Genomic DNA, 14,454 nt, shown 5'->3' on the forward strand with positions numbered 1-14,454 from the left:
ACCATGAATTTATTATCAATGAAAAAACTATCCTTACTGGTATTTTCCTGCTTTATTGGTTCGTTAAGTTTTGCGCAGCAAACGGCCACGGATATTGCCATTATCCCCGAACCTGTTAAAACAACCAGGCATCCCGGGCAGTTTACGCTGCCAAAAATTGTGGTGGTGCAAAGCAGTTCGCAGCCGGAAATGACCCCGATACTGGATCTGCTGAAGAAGAAATTCAGTACGGCTGCGGGCAAAACAGTTTCGGTAAAAGCTGTGGCACCTGCCGCTACCATTAAGTTGGTGCTTAATAAAACCGCCAATGCAGTAATTGGTAAAGAAGGGTATTTGCTATCGGTAAAACCTAAGGGCATCACCATAAGTGCTAATGAGCCTGCCGGTTTATACTATGGTGTACAAACGCTGATGCAATTACTGCCTAAGGAAATTGAAGGCTTAGAAGTTGCCAGGAATGTAAATTGGACCGTACCAGAAGTAGATATTACGGATTATCCCCGTTTTGAGTGGAGAGGTTTGATGTTTGATGTATCGCGCCACTTTTTTACCAAACAGGAGGTTAAGCATTTTATTGATGATATGGTTAAATACAAATTTAACCTGCTGCACATGCACCTTACCGATGATGAAGGCTGGAGAATAGAGATAAAAAGCCTGCCCCGCCTAACTACCGTTGGTGCCTACAACGCCAAACGTGAAGGCGCCTTTGGCGATTTTATACCACCACCGGCAGATGAGCCGCGTACCTATGGTGGCTTTTATACCCAGGATGATATCCGCGAGCTGGTAAAATATGCTAAAGACCGGTTTGTAGATGTTATGCCCGAAGTGGATGTACCCGGCCATAGCCTTGCAGCCATAGCTGCTTATCCGCAGTTAGCCACCGCCCCGGGGGCAGACCAATATAAGGTACGTTCGGGCGAAAAGATCATGGACTGGTCGAAGCCCGGCCACCCGGCTTTGGTAGATAATAGCCTTAATCCTGCCAGCGAATACACTTACGAGTTCCTGGATAAGGTTGTAGGCGAAATTGCGGAACTTTTCCCCTTTGCCTACATGCATATGGGTGGTGACGAGTGCGCCAAAAACTTTTGGGAGCAAAGCGACCAGGTGAAAGCCCTGATGGCCAAAGAAAACTTAAAAACGATGGAAGAAGTACAAAGCTACTTTGAAAAACGTGTAGAGAAGATAGTAGAGAGCAAGGGGAAAAAATTTATGGGCTGGGATGAGATATTAGAAGGCGGCATTGGCCCTAACGCGGCACTGATGAGCTGGCGCGGTATAAAAGGTGGTATTGAGGCCGCTAAAATGGGGCACGAGGTGGTAATGAGCCCAACCACTTATGTTTATCTGGATTATATGCAAAGCGATAAAATAACCGAGCCACCAGTATATGCAACTCTTCGCCTGAGCAAAACCTATGAGTTTGAGCCCGTGCCCGATGGCGTTGACGCTAAACTGATAAAAGGCGGACAAGCCAATCTATGGACAGAACAGGTGTACAATTTCCGCCAGGTGGAATATATGATATGGCCACGTGCGCTGGCGGTATCAGAATCGGTATGGTCGCCAAAAGCGAAGAAGGATTTTACAGTTTTCTTTCCTAAAGTGGAGAAACAGTTCGCACGTTTCGACCTGAGCGAAACCAAATATTCGCCAAGCGTTTACGACCCGACCTTTAAAGCCATCCGCAATGCAGATAAGAGCTTAGGCGTAACCCTAACGCCCGAAGTACCCGGGCTTGATATTTACTACAGCTTTGATAACTCACAGCCAGATAGGTTTTACCCTAAATACACCAGCACCCTTTTGGTACCTATTGACGCCACACAGTTAAAGGTGGTTACCTATAAAGGCAAAAAACAGGTAGGGCGGATACTGATCATGCCGGTTGCCGAACTAAACAAAAGGGCCGGAAATTAAGTTTGCAGTGCAGAATGGTGACACAATATTGACACCATCCTGCAATTTGCAAATTCCTGATTATGAGATTTTTATAAATGTTCACGGTGTTCACATGTGTGAGCGTGAACACTCAATAGTTTTTTTGGCGATTTACAGGCAACCAAAAACAACAAAGAGGCTGTATCAAAACCAATATGATACAGCCTCTTTGTCTTTATGAGTATTGTTCTTTGTGGCCTTTGTGGTTAATAAACAGCGAACCTTCTGTTAGTAATTTTCTTTCATCCTCGAGAAGGGGAACCCGTTGCAGCCGGTTTTGGGATGCTTGCGGTCGGCTTTGGCCATGCTTTCGGCAATTACGTCCGTTTTGGCATCGTAGGCGGTTAAACAATAGCCCCATTTCCAGGGCGACATGTTTTTAAACTCCATAAAATCTATCCGGGTATACAAGCCGCCTTCGCCGGGGTTACCATCATTATTACGCGCCACCAGGTATTGCTCCTGTAAGTTCCATTTAACAATTCGGTATTTGCTGCGCGGCAACTGCGTCCACAGCGTATCACTTATCTCGTACTTGATGCCGTAATCGTCCTTAAACTTCCCCTTCATAAATTCGGGGATAGTATCGTTATGATGGACAGTTTTACCGGTAACAGCAACCACCGAAAGGAAAAACACAAACAGCAATAGTTTTTTCATCCCGCTAATATAAGGGGATAAAAGAATAAAGCAGACTTGACAACTTTTAAAAAGTTGTCAAGTCTTTAAGCATCAGACAATAAGTCAATTACTTCATTTGGAAAATCGGCGCGTAATTTTTGCGGTAGTAATACGCCATAAACAAGTTTAGCACCAACAATAATATGCCGCCGCCGATATTAGCCGGATCGGCATAGGCGTGGAATATAACGATGTTCACCGTTATCGGGAATATGACGATAGTAGCCAGCGCCGCAAAGCGGCCCGTAATCAGCATCAGTCCGCATATCAGTTCAATGCTTTTTACAATGGTTAGCAAGTGTGCTACTGCTATACCTTTATTGTAGACTATAGCTGCATCAGGCGGCGCTGTTGTTGGTTTTACCAATTCAAAAAAATAAGCGATGGAAGCAAACAGTAGAAATGCCCCCATCAGGGTACGGACAACGATCATTGCAATCTTCATATATTAGGTTTTAATAGTTTATTCTTTAATTTCTAAGTTCACCGTCCATTTAAATACGGATTAAAAATGCCATCTGTTTTATATGTTATGGCTGTTTTTCTAATATATGTTTCAGGTTTTGGAGGCTGATAACGAGGTCCTTGCCCAGCATTTCGCCCATATCCATAAATAGCATCATGGCATTCATAGGGTAAGGCATTTTGCTGGCGAAGCCCCATTTTACCGTAGTGCCGTTGTCCATAGTAGGCTCGGTGATCATATAGGAATCCGAGACACCGGCAAAGGGCTTTATAAAAGTTATCTGCACATCTATCCGCTTGTCTTTCTCAATCTTTTTTATCACCTGCTCCCCCTGGCCGCCTTTATTATCACTATCCCAGGCATAAGCAAAGCCTTCGGTACCATCTTCGCCTTTATAATCCTTTTGCATCATCGGGTCTACCATTACCCATTTATTGTAATCATCCATATTTTTCAGATATCTCACGTATTCAAAAACCTGCGCTACCGGTTTGTTAATGGTTATTTCGCGCTCTACGGCGTAATCGCTTTTAGAGAACGCGGCTGCAAGCAGCAACAATAGAACTATCGCAGCAATTATTGCCAGGATGACGAAAAGGATATTCATGATAACGGGGCTTTTAATTAGGGTTTGAAAAGTGTAAATTAGTTATTTTCTGCCGAAAAAACGCCCCATTTTACGCCAAATTTATCGGTAAGATTTCCCATGGTGCCCGCAAAGAATTCCATAATCGGGTGGGTAACACTTCCACCTTCCGCCAGTTTATCAAAAGCGCTTTGCATTTCAGCTTTAGTATCATAAATAAGCATCAGTGTTACGGTTCCCGAAGAAACTGCAGCATTGTTGCCGGGCAGGTCGGTACCTAACAAGGTAAAATCCTTGCTCTCTAAATCAGCGTGCAGAATTTTATCCTGGTGCGATGCCGGAAACATCTCTTTCATAGGTGATTCTTTCACTACCTGCAGGGTTAGTTCGCCACCGATAACTTCCCGGTAAAACTCCATCGCCTGGCGACAGGTATCATTAAAACCGATGTATGCATTAATTTTAGGCATGGCTTATTATTTTTAGTTAAATAAATATATGTGTTTTAAATAAGTTCTTCGCAATGGTGCCCGTTTAACTTCAGCAGGGCAATTATCTGTTTCGGGCAAAACTCCGGCCCTTCTACCCGGAGTACTTTGTCACAATCTTCCAGGTCGAAATTAACCCGGCGCACCTTAAAATACGCCTCGATCAGCCCTGCCAGAAACTGCGATCTGCTAAAATCGTCTACATTTGTTTTGAAAACCTCTATCATATCCATTTGTTGACATCACAAAGGTGCATCGCTTTTGCCCAACCGCGAGGGTGTTATTACGACATTCTAAGGGGTTGATTGCGACGCAGTTTCTATTTAATTTTGATACTATGAAACACATATCTATCCTCATTCCGCGGGGCAACGCCAGCCTGAGCAATATAGAATCGACCTATAAAATGTTTACTGAGGTGAACAACGCGTTCGATAGGATGAAGAAGGCCCCCTTGTTTAAGATCCAACTGGTGGGGCTTAGCCAGGAGACCACGCTTAGCAATGGTTTGTTCTCCATTAAGCCAGATTTAACGATAGATGAGGTTACCAAAACCGATCTCATCGTTATCCCCGCAGTGCATGGCGATATGGCTAAGGTAGTAAGTGATAACAGTGATTTTATTCCCTGGATAATTAAGCAATACAAAGGCGGGGCCGAGGTGGTATCGCTTTGCATTGGCGCATTCATACTGGCGGCAACCGGCTTATTGAAAGGTAAAAACTGCACCACGCATTGGCTGGCTGCGGCAGAATTTAGGCAGATGTACCCGGATATTAACCTGATGCCTTATAAGATCATAACCGACGAGGGCGGCATTTACACCAGCGGCGGTGCCTATTCCTCGCTGAATTTGCTGCTGTACCTGATAGAGAAATTCTCGGGGCGCGATATGGCCATCACCTCCTCAAAAATGTTCGAGATTGATATTGAGCGCAATAGCCAGTCGCTGTTTATCATTTTCCACGGGCAAAAAAACCATGAGGACGATACCATTAAAAAAGCACAGGAATATATAGAGCAAAATTATGCCGGCAAAATAACCGTAGACCAATTAGCATCCACCCTGGCCATGAGTCGCAGGCACCTGGAGCGCCGGTTTAAAAAGGCTACCTCCAATACTGTAGTAGAATATATGCAGCGTGTGCGGATAGAGGCCGCCAAAATGAGCCTGGAAACTTTGCGCGAAAACGTTAACGAAGTAATGTACAATGTAGGCTATACTGATACCAAAGCCTTCCGGGAAACTTTTAAAAAAATAACAGGGGTATCGCCGGTAGAATACCGTAATAAGTATAATAAGATAGCGGTGGCTGCACATTAATACCCAAAAACAACTTATCGGCATATTATTCTTTCGAGTTTCGAATAAAATACCTGTATTATTATAGGATATTATTTTTCCTAATTCATGGTAAAGTTTTCGTTTAATTTTAGTGTAAAGCCACTGTTGTTGGCCCTGGCTTTTTTTATTGCCCCTTTATTGGGTTGGGCGCAAACGCCGCTCGCCAAAACCCTACCCCAAATTTTAAGCGAATTACAAAAGCAGCCTGATAACCTCAGTTTGAAATTAGACGCGGCCAAAGCCTATCTAAAAAAGGGAAGCACAGATACCGCCGAAGTGCTGCTGAACGAAATTACGCAGGCCGCAACACAAAGCAACAATGCCAAAGCTTTTATACAGGCCAAAATTAGCCTGGGCCGGATGTATGCCGATAAAGGCGAGAATGTAAAATCGTTAGGGATCTACCAAAAAGCTTTACATAAAGCGGATGATATTGGCGATAAAACCTTAACAGCGCATATTTATAAAGGTATTGGCGCGCTCTACATCAGCTGGAAAAAATTTGACGAGGCCTTAAGTTATTACGAAAAAGCCGAAAAACTGGCTTTGGAGGTTAATGAAGAGGAACTGGCTGCCGATTGCCAAAATAATAAAGGCACCGTTTACGAGCAGCAGCTAAAATATGATAAAGCGATCATCGCCTATAAGAACGCGCTGGATGTATATACCAAAAAGAACATCCCGGCAAAAATAGCTATGGCGCTGAGCAACGTGGCTATTGTATACAAATTCCAGAAAGATTATGCGGCCTCGTTGCAGTACAACTTTAAAGCGATAGAGCTTTCCCTAAAAACCGGCGATGAGTGGATGACGGCCGCTACTTATAATAATATTGGCAACCTGTACGGCGAACTGGGCGATTTTAAGAACGCAAAACTTTATTGCGAGAAAAGCATAGCCATTGCCACAAAAATAAACGCCATCGAAATTGTTGAATCGGCCTATGATAGCATGGGAGATGCGGCAGCCAAAGCGGGCGATTACAAAAGCGCTTTTGAATATCATAAGCTGTACGCGCAAACCAAAGACAAATTTATTAACCTGGATAACACCCGGCAACTATCGGAATTGAACGTAAAGTTTGAAACCGAACGCAAGCAAAAACTGATACAGCAACAGCAGTTTGAAATAAGCCGGAAAAATTACTGGCTGTTTGGCTCGGTTATATTATTGATACTCGGCGTATCTTTAGCTTTCCTCATCATTCGTAAAAACAAATACAAACAGGAAAAACGCCTGCAGGCTGAAGTATTTAAGCAACAGGAGATAGCAACCAAATCCCTTTTCGACGGTGAACAAAAAGAGCGCATCCGAATAGCCCGCGACCTGCACGATAGCATAGGTCAAATGCTGTCCGTCATTAAAATGAATATCTCGGTACTGCAACCACAGGATGCGGAGGTGACCGCGGTAAACAACGCGCTTGGTTTGGTTGATAAAACCATTAACGAAGTGCGCCACATATCGCATAACCTGATACCCGAAGGGCTCAACTTCGGCCTGTTTGCCGCGCTGGAGGACCTTTGCCAAAAGGTGAACTCGGCAGGTGGTACCGAGGTGATGCTGAATGTGCCGGAAGATATAAGGCAATACCAGTTTGCTAAGCCAAATGAACTTTCGATATACCGCATTGTGCAGGAAGTGCTTAATAATATGATGAAACATGCCCAGGCAACTCATATTGATATTGATATTGTTCAAAAAGACAGCAACCTCACGCTAAGTATCAAAGACAATGGAAAGGGTTTTGATGCCAGTAAGATAGATGAATCTAAGGGCATCGGCTGGAAAAACATAGCAGCCCGAGTAAACCTGCTGGATGGCAAGATGCAAGTGCAAAGCGAACAGCTAAAAGGCACCCAGATAGAAATATTTATACCGGGGATGTAATTTTATGGCTTATTAGCTACATAAAGCCAAACATTAACACAGGCTTAATATGCTTTTTGTAGGTTTGTAGCAAATAGCTACTACATGGCAACCCTGTTAAAATTTTTGGTACCAAAAGACCGCGCATTTTTTGACCTCTTCGACCAATCATGCACTATTAATGTGCAAATGGCTGAATTGCTTTTTAAATTGGTAAGCGGCGAATCGCAGGATCATAATAACGAGCTTAACCAAATAAGCCGCCTGAAGCAAACCGGGAACGAAGTAAAGCACAAAGTTTACCTGGCATCGGCAAAGGCTTTTGTATCGCCCTTTGCCCGCAGCGATATGTATGCTTTGGCCTCCTCTATCAACAACGTTTGCGATTATATCCATATTTCATCGCGCAGGTATAGCCTGTTCCAATCAGAACCGGCAAATCCAGCTATAAAAGAATTGGCGGGTATTATTATAGAAAGTTGTATGGAGTTGCAGGCAGCCGTAACCGGCCTGAGTAATTTAGATAACTCGGACGCGATAAAAGACAACTGTAATAAAATTAAACAGCTGGAGCATTATGCCGATCAGGTATCGGGCAAAGCCGTTAGCGCAGTTATGGAATCCGAAAAAAACTCGGTAGAGCTGATCAAATATACCGAGATATTGGCCGCGCTGGAGCGCACTACCGATAAATGCGAACACGCTACCGTGGTTATAGAGAGCATCATCATCAAAAACAAGTAGGCTACTCTTTATCCGGATCGTGCGGATCGACTGTGTCGGTTAATTCATCTTTTTCAAATGCTTTTTCGTCCTTACGGTTACGTATTATTAACCATATTACCAGCCCAATGGCAAGCAGAACTACTAATCCTATTTCGTAATAATTAATCTGCATCATCATTAAAACCCACAATAGCCATGCCTAATTGGGTCAATGTTAAGCACTTATATGACGCTTAACATAATGATAACATTGGATTAACCTTGTACTAACCTATCTTTGCGCAATAATTCGCAGCTATGAAAAAAAACAAACTGAAAGCCTTAGTAAAATCCGCACGGAAAAACACAACTGAAACCATTAAAGCAACACTTGTTGCCCAACTAAAAGCAGCAGCAGAAAAGCTGGGTGTCGCCTCCAAAAAAACAACAAAAGAAATTGAAAAAAGCGCTAAAAACTTAGCCAAAAAACTTTCTGCAGAAGTTAAGGTAGATAAAGACGCTCTTGTAAAAGCAGCAACCGAAGCTAAAGAAGTTGCAGTAGTTAAAGAAATTGTTGCAGTTGAACCAAAAGCGGCCAAAACTGCTAAGCCAAAAGCCGAAAAGGTAGCCGAGTAATTAAGCTTACCTGATAATGGTAACCGAACCCGCAGTGGTTTGGGTTTGATCGAGGTTTATGAAATAATAATATACGCCGGATGGACATTGTTTTCCGGCGTCTGTTTTTCCATCCCATTCCTCTATATATCCAGCTGAATGGAACACTTGCTGGCCGTAACGGTTATACACCCTCACTTTAGCATTTCTAAAAGCATCTACACCGGGAAAACTCCAGGTATCGTTTACACCATCACCATTGGGGGTAAATAAATTTGCTGTGGCTGGCCTAAAGGGTATTGTGGCAGTATTTATCACCGGATCGGATGTAACCATATCGCTCGTGGTACAATCGGCATTGCTTGTTAAAATGCAGGTGATAACATCGCCGGGTACCAGCTTGTAGGCGATAAAAGTATCCGAGCCTGAACCCACGTATACCCGGTTTATCTGCCATTGATATACCGGATCTGTTCCCGCGTTTTCTACCGTTGCCTTGTATGTTATAGATACGCCGGCTTCAACAGAGACGGGGGTAACGCTTATTTTTGGTGTAACCAGCGGGATAAGCGTTACGGTGTACGGCAGGCTGGTAGCCGTTATATTTGCCTGGCATACCTTTGCATTACTTACTATGGTGCAGGTTACCTTATCACCCTCATTCAGCTGGCTTGATGTAAATGTTTTCGCGTTACCGTTTGGGGCTGCCACCAAGTTTACATACCATTGGTAATCAGGTAAATCACCGCCGTTCACCGGGATAGCAGTAAACACCAGGGTACTCCCGGCGCAGGGGTTGGCAGCACTCCGCTCAATACTTACCGAGGGATTTTCTACCGGGATATCATCTATTTTGATAGGGTTGCTTTGCACCACTTTTGTGGTGATGCACACGTCGGTACTCGTCATTTCGCAAGTCACCTCATCCCCCTTTTTTAATCCTGTTGGAGAAAATGGTATGCTAACATCAGTAACTAACGGACCAACGTTTATATGATTTACCTTCCACTGATAGGTTGCCTTGTCGCCGTTAAAGGTGGGCACACCGGTAAAGGATGGGTTAGGATACTTAGCGCAAATAATATTAGATCGTGTGGAGATCGTGATCACCGGCACCTTAAGGTTGGTAATAGTGATAGCGTTGAGTTGATCTCGCATCCGGCTTTGGTAACTATTTTAACAAAGTACTTGCCGGCAATATCGGCTTTAAAGGTGTATGGTGTGTTTTGAGCTTGCTGTTTGGCAACGGTTGTGGTGTTCTCATAGATCCATTCTACAGATTCAATCGGGTCGGTAGCGGAGGCAGTGAGCGTGCTGCCAATACAGGTATTACCTGTAAGATTGCCAATAGTATTACAGGCGTTTGTTTTCTTGGGCTTGTCTTTTTTCGCGGTATCCTGCCAGGCGACAACTGGTTTTAACACATAGCTGTTGTATGCCTTGCCAAAAGCAGCTATATTAAAAAGCAGGAAAAACAGGATTGCAGCAATGCCGGGCCTCACGTATCAGGTTAATTGGTATCGCTAAAAATAAGGATGTTTTACGAGTATTTGCTGATGGCGCCTTACAAATAAGCGCCGTGTTTACTTTACCTCGTTTGTTACCAGCTGGGCAGTTTCGCTTGCGAGGCCAATGGTTGCGATAGCACCGCTATTAAATTTCAGGAAGTCGGCTTCTATACCGTCGCTGAATATTACGCCGCTGCCCGGCATTAACGATTCAACGGTTAAACTATTGGTTTGCTTAATGATGCCCGCCGTTATCCCTATCTGCGTACGGATACTTTGAAAAGGTTCGCGCACGGCAAAAAGCAACTCATTATCTTTTATCCTGGGCTTTTTGGGCTGAAGGTTTTTTTCGAACAAACCGGCAACGCCATAAGCCATATTAAAAACTGAGCTTAACCAGCCCGTTGAACCCGCCGGGGTAGAAACAATAAGCCCACTGGACGATTGCTCTTCGGTAGCTTTACCATAAGAGATCTTATAGCGGGCCGATACATGCGACGAGGCGCCGATAAAAAGATCGTTAAAGGCGAGCAGGCGCTGCCCGTCGTTTAACCGGGCTTCGGCAAAGCGCATGGTTCTCCATTGGAATTTATCCGTTAGTACGTTTTCTACAGCCCCGATAAAATTGCCGGTATTAAAAGGCAATAGCACGCCATCATAACGCTCTTCATCAGGGTTTACCGCAATGATAGGTATGCCACCGGAGTATTTGGCGGTATTGGCTACCAGGCCGTCCTGCCCAATTACAATTACTATCTGCTTTGGCGAAAAGATGAAGGATGGGATAAAATTCCGCTCGATGATCTTGTATTTAACCACCTTAGAAAGCCGGGTTTGTAGTGTGCTTAACGAGGCGTGGAATATTTCGTGCTCCTGCTCGTAATCTTCAAAGTTACCGCCAAGCCTTTCTATGTAAAACTTAGCCTGCGCCTTGGTATTGAAGCGCTCAATTAAAGCTTCAAGCCGTGTTTTATTCTTTACAATGATGGCATAATCTACGTTCATCCCCTACCTTTCGGCTTATCGTGCAACAGCGACTCCAATAACTCGGGGCTGATGTTCAGGTTGCCTATCTTGTCGGCATTCTCGGCAAGCTCTCTAAAAGCAAGGGCTATATTAAACTTCGGGTCGGGGTTGTTATTCAATGCGGTCAGCGTTTTCCAATCGATATCCTTATACGGTTTTAAGGTTGTTTCAATAACAAAGCCTTGCGTTTCGGCTTCCTTTTTATCGTTGGCTGTTTTTTGCTCAATCAGCTCCTTACGCTGATTTTCCACAGCAATATCAGCAGCCAGGCCCATCTCGCGCAGTTTGCGATCGTTATCCGCTTTCTGCACATCCGATTCCATCCGTTTCTCGGCTATCTGTTTTTGCTTTTCTTCAACCGCAATTTCGGTATTCAGTTCAGTTTCCTTAATACGGCGCTCCTGCTCAACGGCAAAGTTCCGGCGTTCGTAAATAGCCTGGTCCGCCTCCTGCTGCAACTTCTCGCGGGTGTCGGTCTCCAGGGCACGGGCCATCTCCGGCGTAGCCGAAATGCCCAATATATTTGCCCCCAGTATCTCTATCCCCAGCATGCCTATCGCAAGCGATGCTTTAAGGCCTTCCAGGATCCGCTCCTCAATAGCTTTTGCCGACCGGATGGCGTCCTTCAGTTTTATGCTATGGATATAGGCCGATGTAGCGGTCTGCGCTTCGTTGATAATGCGCTGATTCAGCTTTTCAATATCGTTCTTTTTGTATTGCCCGTAATCGTTTACAGTAAAATCTAAAACATCCGCCAGTTCTTTGGGTCGGCTTATTTTATAGCTTATTTGTCCCTGTATATTTACCGACTGGTAATCATTTGTGGATTCGCCGAAGATAAAAGGCAGATCGTTACTTCCCATCGGGATAGCTACAATAGAACTATTTGGCGCGAAATAGAAGAATGAAAGCCCTCGCCCTTCCCGTTTTATGGCTCCATTTTTAAAATGGATCACATAGGTCATCGAGTCGAATTTGATATGCTGTATCCCAAACATAATAAGGTTTATTTTAGGTTAATATGACTTAAAATGCGTTAAGCCGCCAGATATATTTTTTACTAATATATGTTTTAGCGAGCATCAAACGCAGCAAGATATCATGATTTTGAAAAATAAATGCACTTAGGAATCGGCGTTACTTACCATCTTTCCAATACGTATTGCGCCATGTGCGTTGCGCGGCTTCGCTTAGGAATGTCCAGGCAACAATGCGGCTTACCTTTTGGCCCTGGGCCATGTTAATGGTTTTCACCTCTATGGCTTTTACTTTACTTAAGGCACGGTACACCGCGGCAAGCGTGTCTTTTTTAGATACGAGGGTAGAGAACCACATCACTTTATCGGCAAAAAGCGCGCTTTGGTCAACCATGTTGCGGATGAACGCCACCTCGCCACCCGGGTACCATAGTTCGGTATTTTTACCACCAAAGTTTAGCTGCGGTTGTTGCTGCCTGCCATTATTCAGGTTCTGCAGTTTTTTTAACGTACCGGCCTGCGCATCTTTCAGCGAGGCATGAAACGGCGGGTTACAGATGGTAATATCAAATATTTCTCCCTGCGTAATAGCGCCTTTAAATATATTGGCCTTATTGCTTTGCGGGCGAATTTTAATAGCCCCGTTCTGCTCGGGATTGGAAGATGCGATCTTGTTTGCCCAGCGGATAGCCTCGGCGTCGGTATCCGTGCCGGTAAATTGCCAGCCGTAAACACTGTTGCCTATCAGCGGGTACACACAGTTGGCGCCAACGCCAATGTCCAAAACCTTAATGCTTTTCCCGGTAGGGATGGCACCGCTGTTTCCCTCTGCCAGCAGGTCGGCAATATAATGGATGTAATCCGCGCGCCCCGGTATTGGCGGGCAAAGGTACCCTGCGGGGATGTCCCAGTAATTAATGCCATAGAAAAATTTAAGCAAAGCCCGGTTTAATTCTTTTACCGCTTCCGCGTCGGCAAAATCTATCGACTCGATATCGTACTGATTCAGCTTAACAAATGGACGCAGCGCCGGCGAGGCCTTGATCAGCTTATCAAAATCATACCCTGCCCGGTGTAAATTGCGGGGATGCAAACTTTCTTTTTCGGCGGGTTTTTGTTTTTCGGCTGATGGCATAGTATAATTTATAGCGATGCTGCAAATATCGGTATTCCTGTACAAACAAGGGCAGTAAACAAATGCTTTATCAAACCACCGTTCCCTGCCTTGCTTACCACCACTGTTCTATCCAGGTTCTCGACTGATAAAAACGGCTAATTTGTATATACTCCCGTCTATCGTTCCCGTCGGAATCAGCCAGGCTTGCAAGGCTACTTCTGGCGTACAGGGGCCGTAGGTGATCACCGTAATTTTCCGTAGCGCCGACTCCTGTTTTAAGCGCTCCAAAACTTCCAGCAGCATATTTCCCTTGAATGGCGTGTACATAAAAAACACCATTCCTGCCGAATAATCGGCTTCCCGGGCATCGATATTTATAAAATCCACATCGGGTAAATTAAGGACTGCGGCAACTTCGCTTGCGTAACTGCAAAATGCAGGCTCAAACTCGATGCCTTTAACTTTGATACCGGCAAGCAGGTTTACCAACATAGCCACCTGCCCCAACCCGGAACCGACATCGAAAAAAACATCCCCGTTGCTAAACCGGGCTTTTTCAACCAGTTCAAAAACAAACCTTGCCGGTGTTTTTTGATAGTAGACCATCTCCGCCTCCAACGCCCGTACCTGCCCAGGCATAGCAAGCGCGGGCAACAAGCCATTCATCAAAACATCCAGGTTATCGTAGCCAATTTCTTCCTGTTTGGTCTGATTTAAATCAAGGTCTGTAAATTCTTCAATGAGCCTTTTAAAGCCTCTCGTTTTATAAGCGCCTGTTTGAATAGCTGCCCGGAGTTTTTCAAAAAGCTGGTTATCTATCTCCTCCAGGGCTGCCTTTATCTTACCAGCTTCCTGCCTCAATAAAAGCAATTCATCTGTTTGGCTTACCTGGGGAATAATAGATTCGATATGATCAAGAATATGAAAGTCGATAAAATGCAGCGCTTCTGCACGGGCGCTGAAGTTACCTTGTTGATAAAGAAGCGCGTTGCTGCGTACCGATTCGATGTCTGATCGAATTTCGTGCAAGGCTGCTTCATGGCTATTTTCGATCATAAACTGGGTGGTGTCTGCCTGCAAATATACCGGCATTAATTGCACCACCACCGTAAATTCACCTACAA

General features: G+C 44.6%; 17 protein-coding genes. 5 read left to right on the forward strand and 12 right to left on the reverse strand.

Going from position 1 to position 14,454, the window contains the following annotated elements; all coding sequences use genetic code 11:
* Positions 1-3: 3 nt before the first annotated feature.
* Positions 4-1,926 carry a family 20 glycosylhydrolase gene (locus tag ABIX36_RS09790; protein WP_348081985.1) on the forward strand — a complete coding sequence of 641 codons (1,923 nt, stop codon included), beginning with the start codon at positions 4-6 and terminating at the stop codon, positions 1,924-1,926.
* Between the two features lie 249 nt (positions 1,927-2,175).
* Here the strand turns inward: ABIX36_RS09790 and ABIX36_RS09795 are convergent, their stop codons facing one another.
* The 5 genes from ABIX36_RS09795 to ABIX36_RS09815 form a co-directional block, all read right to left on the reverse strand.
* Positions 2,176-2,607 (reverse strand): hypothetical protein, encoded by a 432-nt coding sequence (locus ABIX36_RS09795; RefSeq protein WP_348081986.1) that lies wholly within the window; start codon positions 2,605-2,607, stop codon positions 2,176-2,178.
* An 88-nt stretch (positions 2,608-2,695) separates the two neighbouring features.
* Positions 2,696-3,073, reverse strand: a complete 378-nt coding sequence (locus tag ABIX36_RS09800; protein WP_128534093.1) for a DoxX family protein — start codon at positions 3,071-3,073, stop codon at positions 2,696-2,698.
* An 85-nt stretch (positions 3,074-3,158) separates the two neighbouring features.
* Entirely contained in the window at positions 3,159-3,701 is a 543-nt protein-coding gene (locus ABIX36_RS09805; protein ID WP_348081987.1) for an SRPBCC family protein, read from the reverse strand.
* 38 nt (positions 3,702-3,739) lie between these two features.
* A complete protein-coding gene (locus ABIX36_RS09810) occupies positions 3,740-4,150 on the reverse strand; it encodes a VOC family protein (protein WP_348081988.1) in 411 nt (136 codons plus the stop codon).
* A 35-nt stretch (positions 4,151-4,185) separates the two neighbouring features.
* The gene (locus tag ABIX36_RS09815; RefSeq protein ID WP_348081989.1) at positions 4,186-4,395 is read right to left on the reverse strand and encodes a hypothetical protein; all 210 of its coding nucleotides are present in this window, start codon (positions 4,393-4,395) and stop codon (positions 4,186-4,188) included.
* A 110-nt stretch (positions 4,396-4,505) separates the two neighbouring features.
* On the opposite strand from ABIX36_RS09815, the gene ABIX36_RS09820 reads away from it, so the two are divergent.
* The 3 genes from ABIX36_RS09820 (at position 4,506) to ABIX36_RS09830 (ending at position 8,126) form a co-directional block, all read left to right on the forward strand.
* Positions 4,506-5,492, forward strand: a complete 987-nt coding sequence (locus tag ABIX36_RS09820) for a helix-turn-helix domain-containing protein (protein ID WP_348081990.1) — start codon at positions 4,506-4,508, stop codon at positions 5,490-5,492.
* 87 nt (positions 5,493-5,579) lie between these two features.
* Entirely contained in the window at positions 5,580-7,403 is a 1,824-nt protein-coding gene (locus tag ABIX36_RS09825; RefSeq protein ID WP_348081991.1) for a tetratricopeptide repeat protein, read from the forward strand.
* An 84-nt stretch (positions 7,404-7,487) separates the two neighbouring features.
* Positions 7,488-8,126, forward strand: coding sequence for a DUF47 family protein (locus ABIX36_RS09830; protein ID WP_348081992.1), 639 nt, complete (start codon positions 7,488-7,490; stop codon positions 8,124-8,126).
* A 1-nt stretch (position 8,127) separates the two neighbouring features.
* Here the strand turns inward: ABIX36_RS09830 and ABIX36_RS09835 are convergent, their stop codons facing one another.
* Entirely contained in the window at positions 8,128-8,286 is a 159-nt protein-coding gene (locus ABIX36_RS09835; RefSeq protein WP_348081993.1) for a hypothetical protein, read from the reverse strand.
* A 119-nt stretch (positions 8,287-8,405) separates the two neighbouring features.
* Between ABIX36_RS09835 and ABIX36_RS09840 the strand changes: the two genes are divergently transcribed.
* The gene (locus tag ABIX36_RS09840) at positions 8,406-8,723 is read left to right on the forward strand and encodes a hypothetical protein (RefSeq protein WP_348081994.1); all 318 of its coding nucleotides are present in this window, start codon (positions 8,406-8,408) and stop codon (positions 8,721-8,723) included.
* A 6-nt stretch (positions 8,724-8,729) separates the two neighbouring features.
* Here the strand turns inward: ABIX36_RS09840 and ABIX36_RS09845 are convergent, their stop codons facing one another.
* The 6 genes from ABIX36_RS09845 to ABIX36_RS09870 all read right to left on the reverse strand — a co-directional run bounded on the left by ABIX36_RS09845 (position 8,730) and on the right by ABIX36_RS09870 (position 14,422).
* A complete protein-coding gene (locus ABIX36_RS09845) occupies positions 8,730-9,860 on the reverse strand; it encodes a gliding motility-associated C-terminal domain-containing protein (RefSeq protein ID WP_348081995.1) in 1,131 nt (376 codons plus the stop codon).
* Positions 9,809-10,204, reverse strand: a complete 396-nt coding sequence (locus tag ABIX36_RS09850) for a hypothetical protein (protein ID WP_348081996.1) — start codon at positions 10,202-10,204, stop codon at positions 9,809-9,811. Before ABIX36_RS09850 ends, ABIX36_RS09845 begins: the two co-directional genes overlap by 52 nt.
* Positions 10,205-10,285: 81 nt before the next feature.
* Positions 10,286-11,215: a hypothetical protein gene (locus ABIX36_RS09855; protein WP_348081997.1), complete on the reverse strand. Its 930-nt coding sequence runs from the start codon at positions 11,213-11,215 to the stop codon at positions 10,286-10,288.
* On the reverse strand, positions 11,212-12,234 hold the full coding sequence (locus ABIX36_RS09860; protein ID WP_348081998.1) for an SPFH domain-containing protein: 1,023 nt from the start codon (positions 12,232-12,234) through the stop codon (positions 11,212-11,214). The genes ABIX36_RS09855 and ABIX36_RS09860 overlap by 4 nt, the downstream gene beginning before the upstream one ends.
* 139 nt (positions 12,235-12,373) lie before the next feature.
* Positions 12,374-13,348, reverse strand: coding sequence for a 23S rRNA (adenine(1618)-N(6))-methyltransferase RlmF (gene rlmF, locus ABIX36_RS09865; RefSeq protein ID WP_348081999.1), 975 nt, complete (start codon positions 13,346-13,348; stop codon positions 12,374-12,376).
* 108 nt (positions 13,349-13,456) lie between these two features.
* On the reverse strand, positions 13,457-14,422 hold the full coding sequence (locus ABIX36_RS09870; protein WP_348082000.1) for a class I SAM-dependent methyltransferase: 966 nt from the start codon (positions 14,420-14,422) through the stop codon (positions 13,457-13,459).
* Positions 14,423-14,454: the final 32 nt, after the last annotated feature.

Source organism: Mucilaginibacter sp. (assembly GCF_039925265.1).
GTDB lineage: Bacteria > Bacteroidota > Bacteroidia > Sphingobacteriales > Sphingobacteriaceae > Mucilaginibacter.

What these genes read in the sequence shown, in the direction of transcription:
- ABIX36_RS09830 (WP_348081992.1), top strand. Translation starts at nt 7,488, where the DNA reads ATGGCAACCCTGTTAAAATTTTTGGTACCAAAAGACCGCGCATTTTTT.
- ABIX36_RS09805 (WP_348081987.1), bottom strand. Translation starts at nt 3,701, where the DNA reads ATGAATATCCTTTTCGTCATCCTGGCAATAATTGCTGCGATAGTTCTA.
- rlmF (WP_348081999.1), bottom strand. Translation starts at nt 13,348, where the DNA reads ATGCCATCAGCCGAAAAACAAAAACCCGCCGAAAAAGAAAGTTTGCAT.
- ABIX36_RS09790 (WP_348081985.1), top strand. Translation starts at nt 4, where the DNA reads ATGAATTTATTATCAATGAAAAAACTATCCTTACTGGTATTTTCCTGC.
- ABIX36_RS09870 (WP_348082000.1), bottom strand. Translation starts at nt 14,422, where the DNA reads ATGCCGGTATATTTGCAGGCAGACACCACCCAGTTTATGATCGAAAAT.
- ABIX36_RS09795 (WP_348081986.1), bottom strand. Translation starts at nt 2,607, where the DNA reads ATGAAAAAACTATTGCTGTTTGTGTTTTTCCTTTCGGTGGTTGCTGTT.
- ABIX36_RS09840 (WP_348081994.1), top strand. Translation starts at nt 8,406, where the DNA reads ATGAAAAAAAACAAACTGAAAGCCTTAGTAAAATCCGCACGGAAAAAC.
- ABIX36_RS09855 (WP_348081997.1), bottom strand. Translation starts at nt 11,215, where the DNA reads ATGAACGTAGATTATGCCATCATTGTAAAGAATAAAACACGGCTTGAA.
- ABIX36_RS09800 (WP_128534093.1), bottom strand. Translation starts at nt 3,073, where the DNA reads ATGAAGATTGCAATGATCGTTGTCCGTACCCTGATGGGGGCATTTCTA.
- ABIX36_RS09835 (WP_348081993.1), bottom strand. Translation starts at nt 8,286, where the DNA reads ATGATGATGCAGATTAATTATTACGAAATAGGATTAGTAGTTCTGCTT.
- ABIX36_RS09810 (WP_348081988.1), bottom strand. Translation starts at nt 4,150, where the DNA reads ATGCCTAAAATTAATGCATACATCGGTTTTAATGATACCTGTCGCCAG.
- ABIX36_RS09820 (WP_348081990.1), top strand. Translation starts at nt 4,506, where the DNA reads ATGAAACACATATCTATCCTCATTCCGCGGGGCAACGCCAGCCTGAGC.
- ABIX36_RS09860 (WP_348081998.1), bottom strand. Translation starts at nt 12,234, where the DNA reads ATGTTTGGGATACAGCATATCAAATTCGACTCGATGACCTATGTGATC.
- ABIX36_RS09815 (WP_348081989.1), bottom strand. Translation starts at nt 4,395, where the DNA reads ATGATAGAGGTTTTCAAAACAAATGTAGACGATTTTAGCAGATCGCAG.
- ABIX36_RS09825 (WP_348081991.1), top strand. Translation starts at nt 5,580, where the DNA reads ATGGTAAAGTTTTCGTTTAATTTTAGTGTAAAGCCACTGTTGTTGGCC.
- ABIX36_RS09845 (WP_348081995.1), bottom strand. Translation starts at nt 9,860, where the DNA reads ATGCGAGATCAACTCAACGCTATCACTATTACCAACCTTAAGGTGCCG.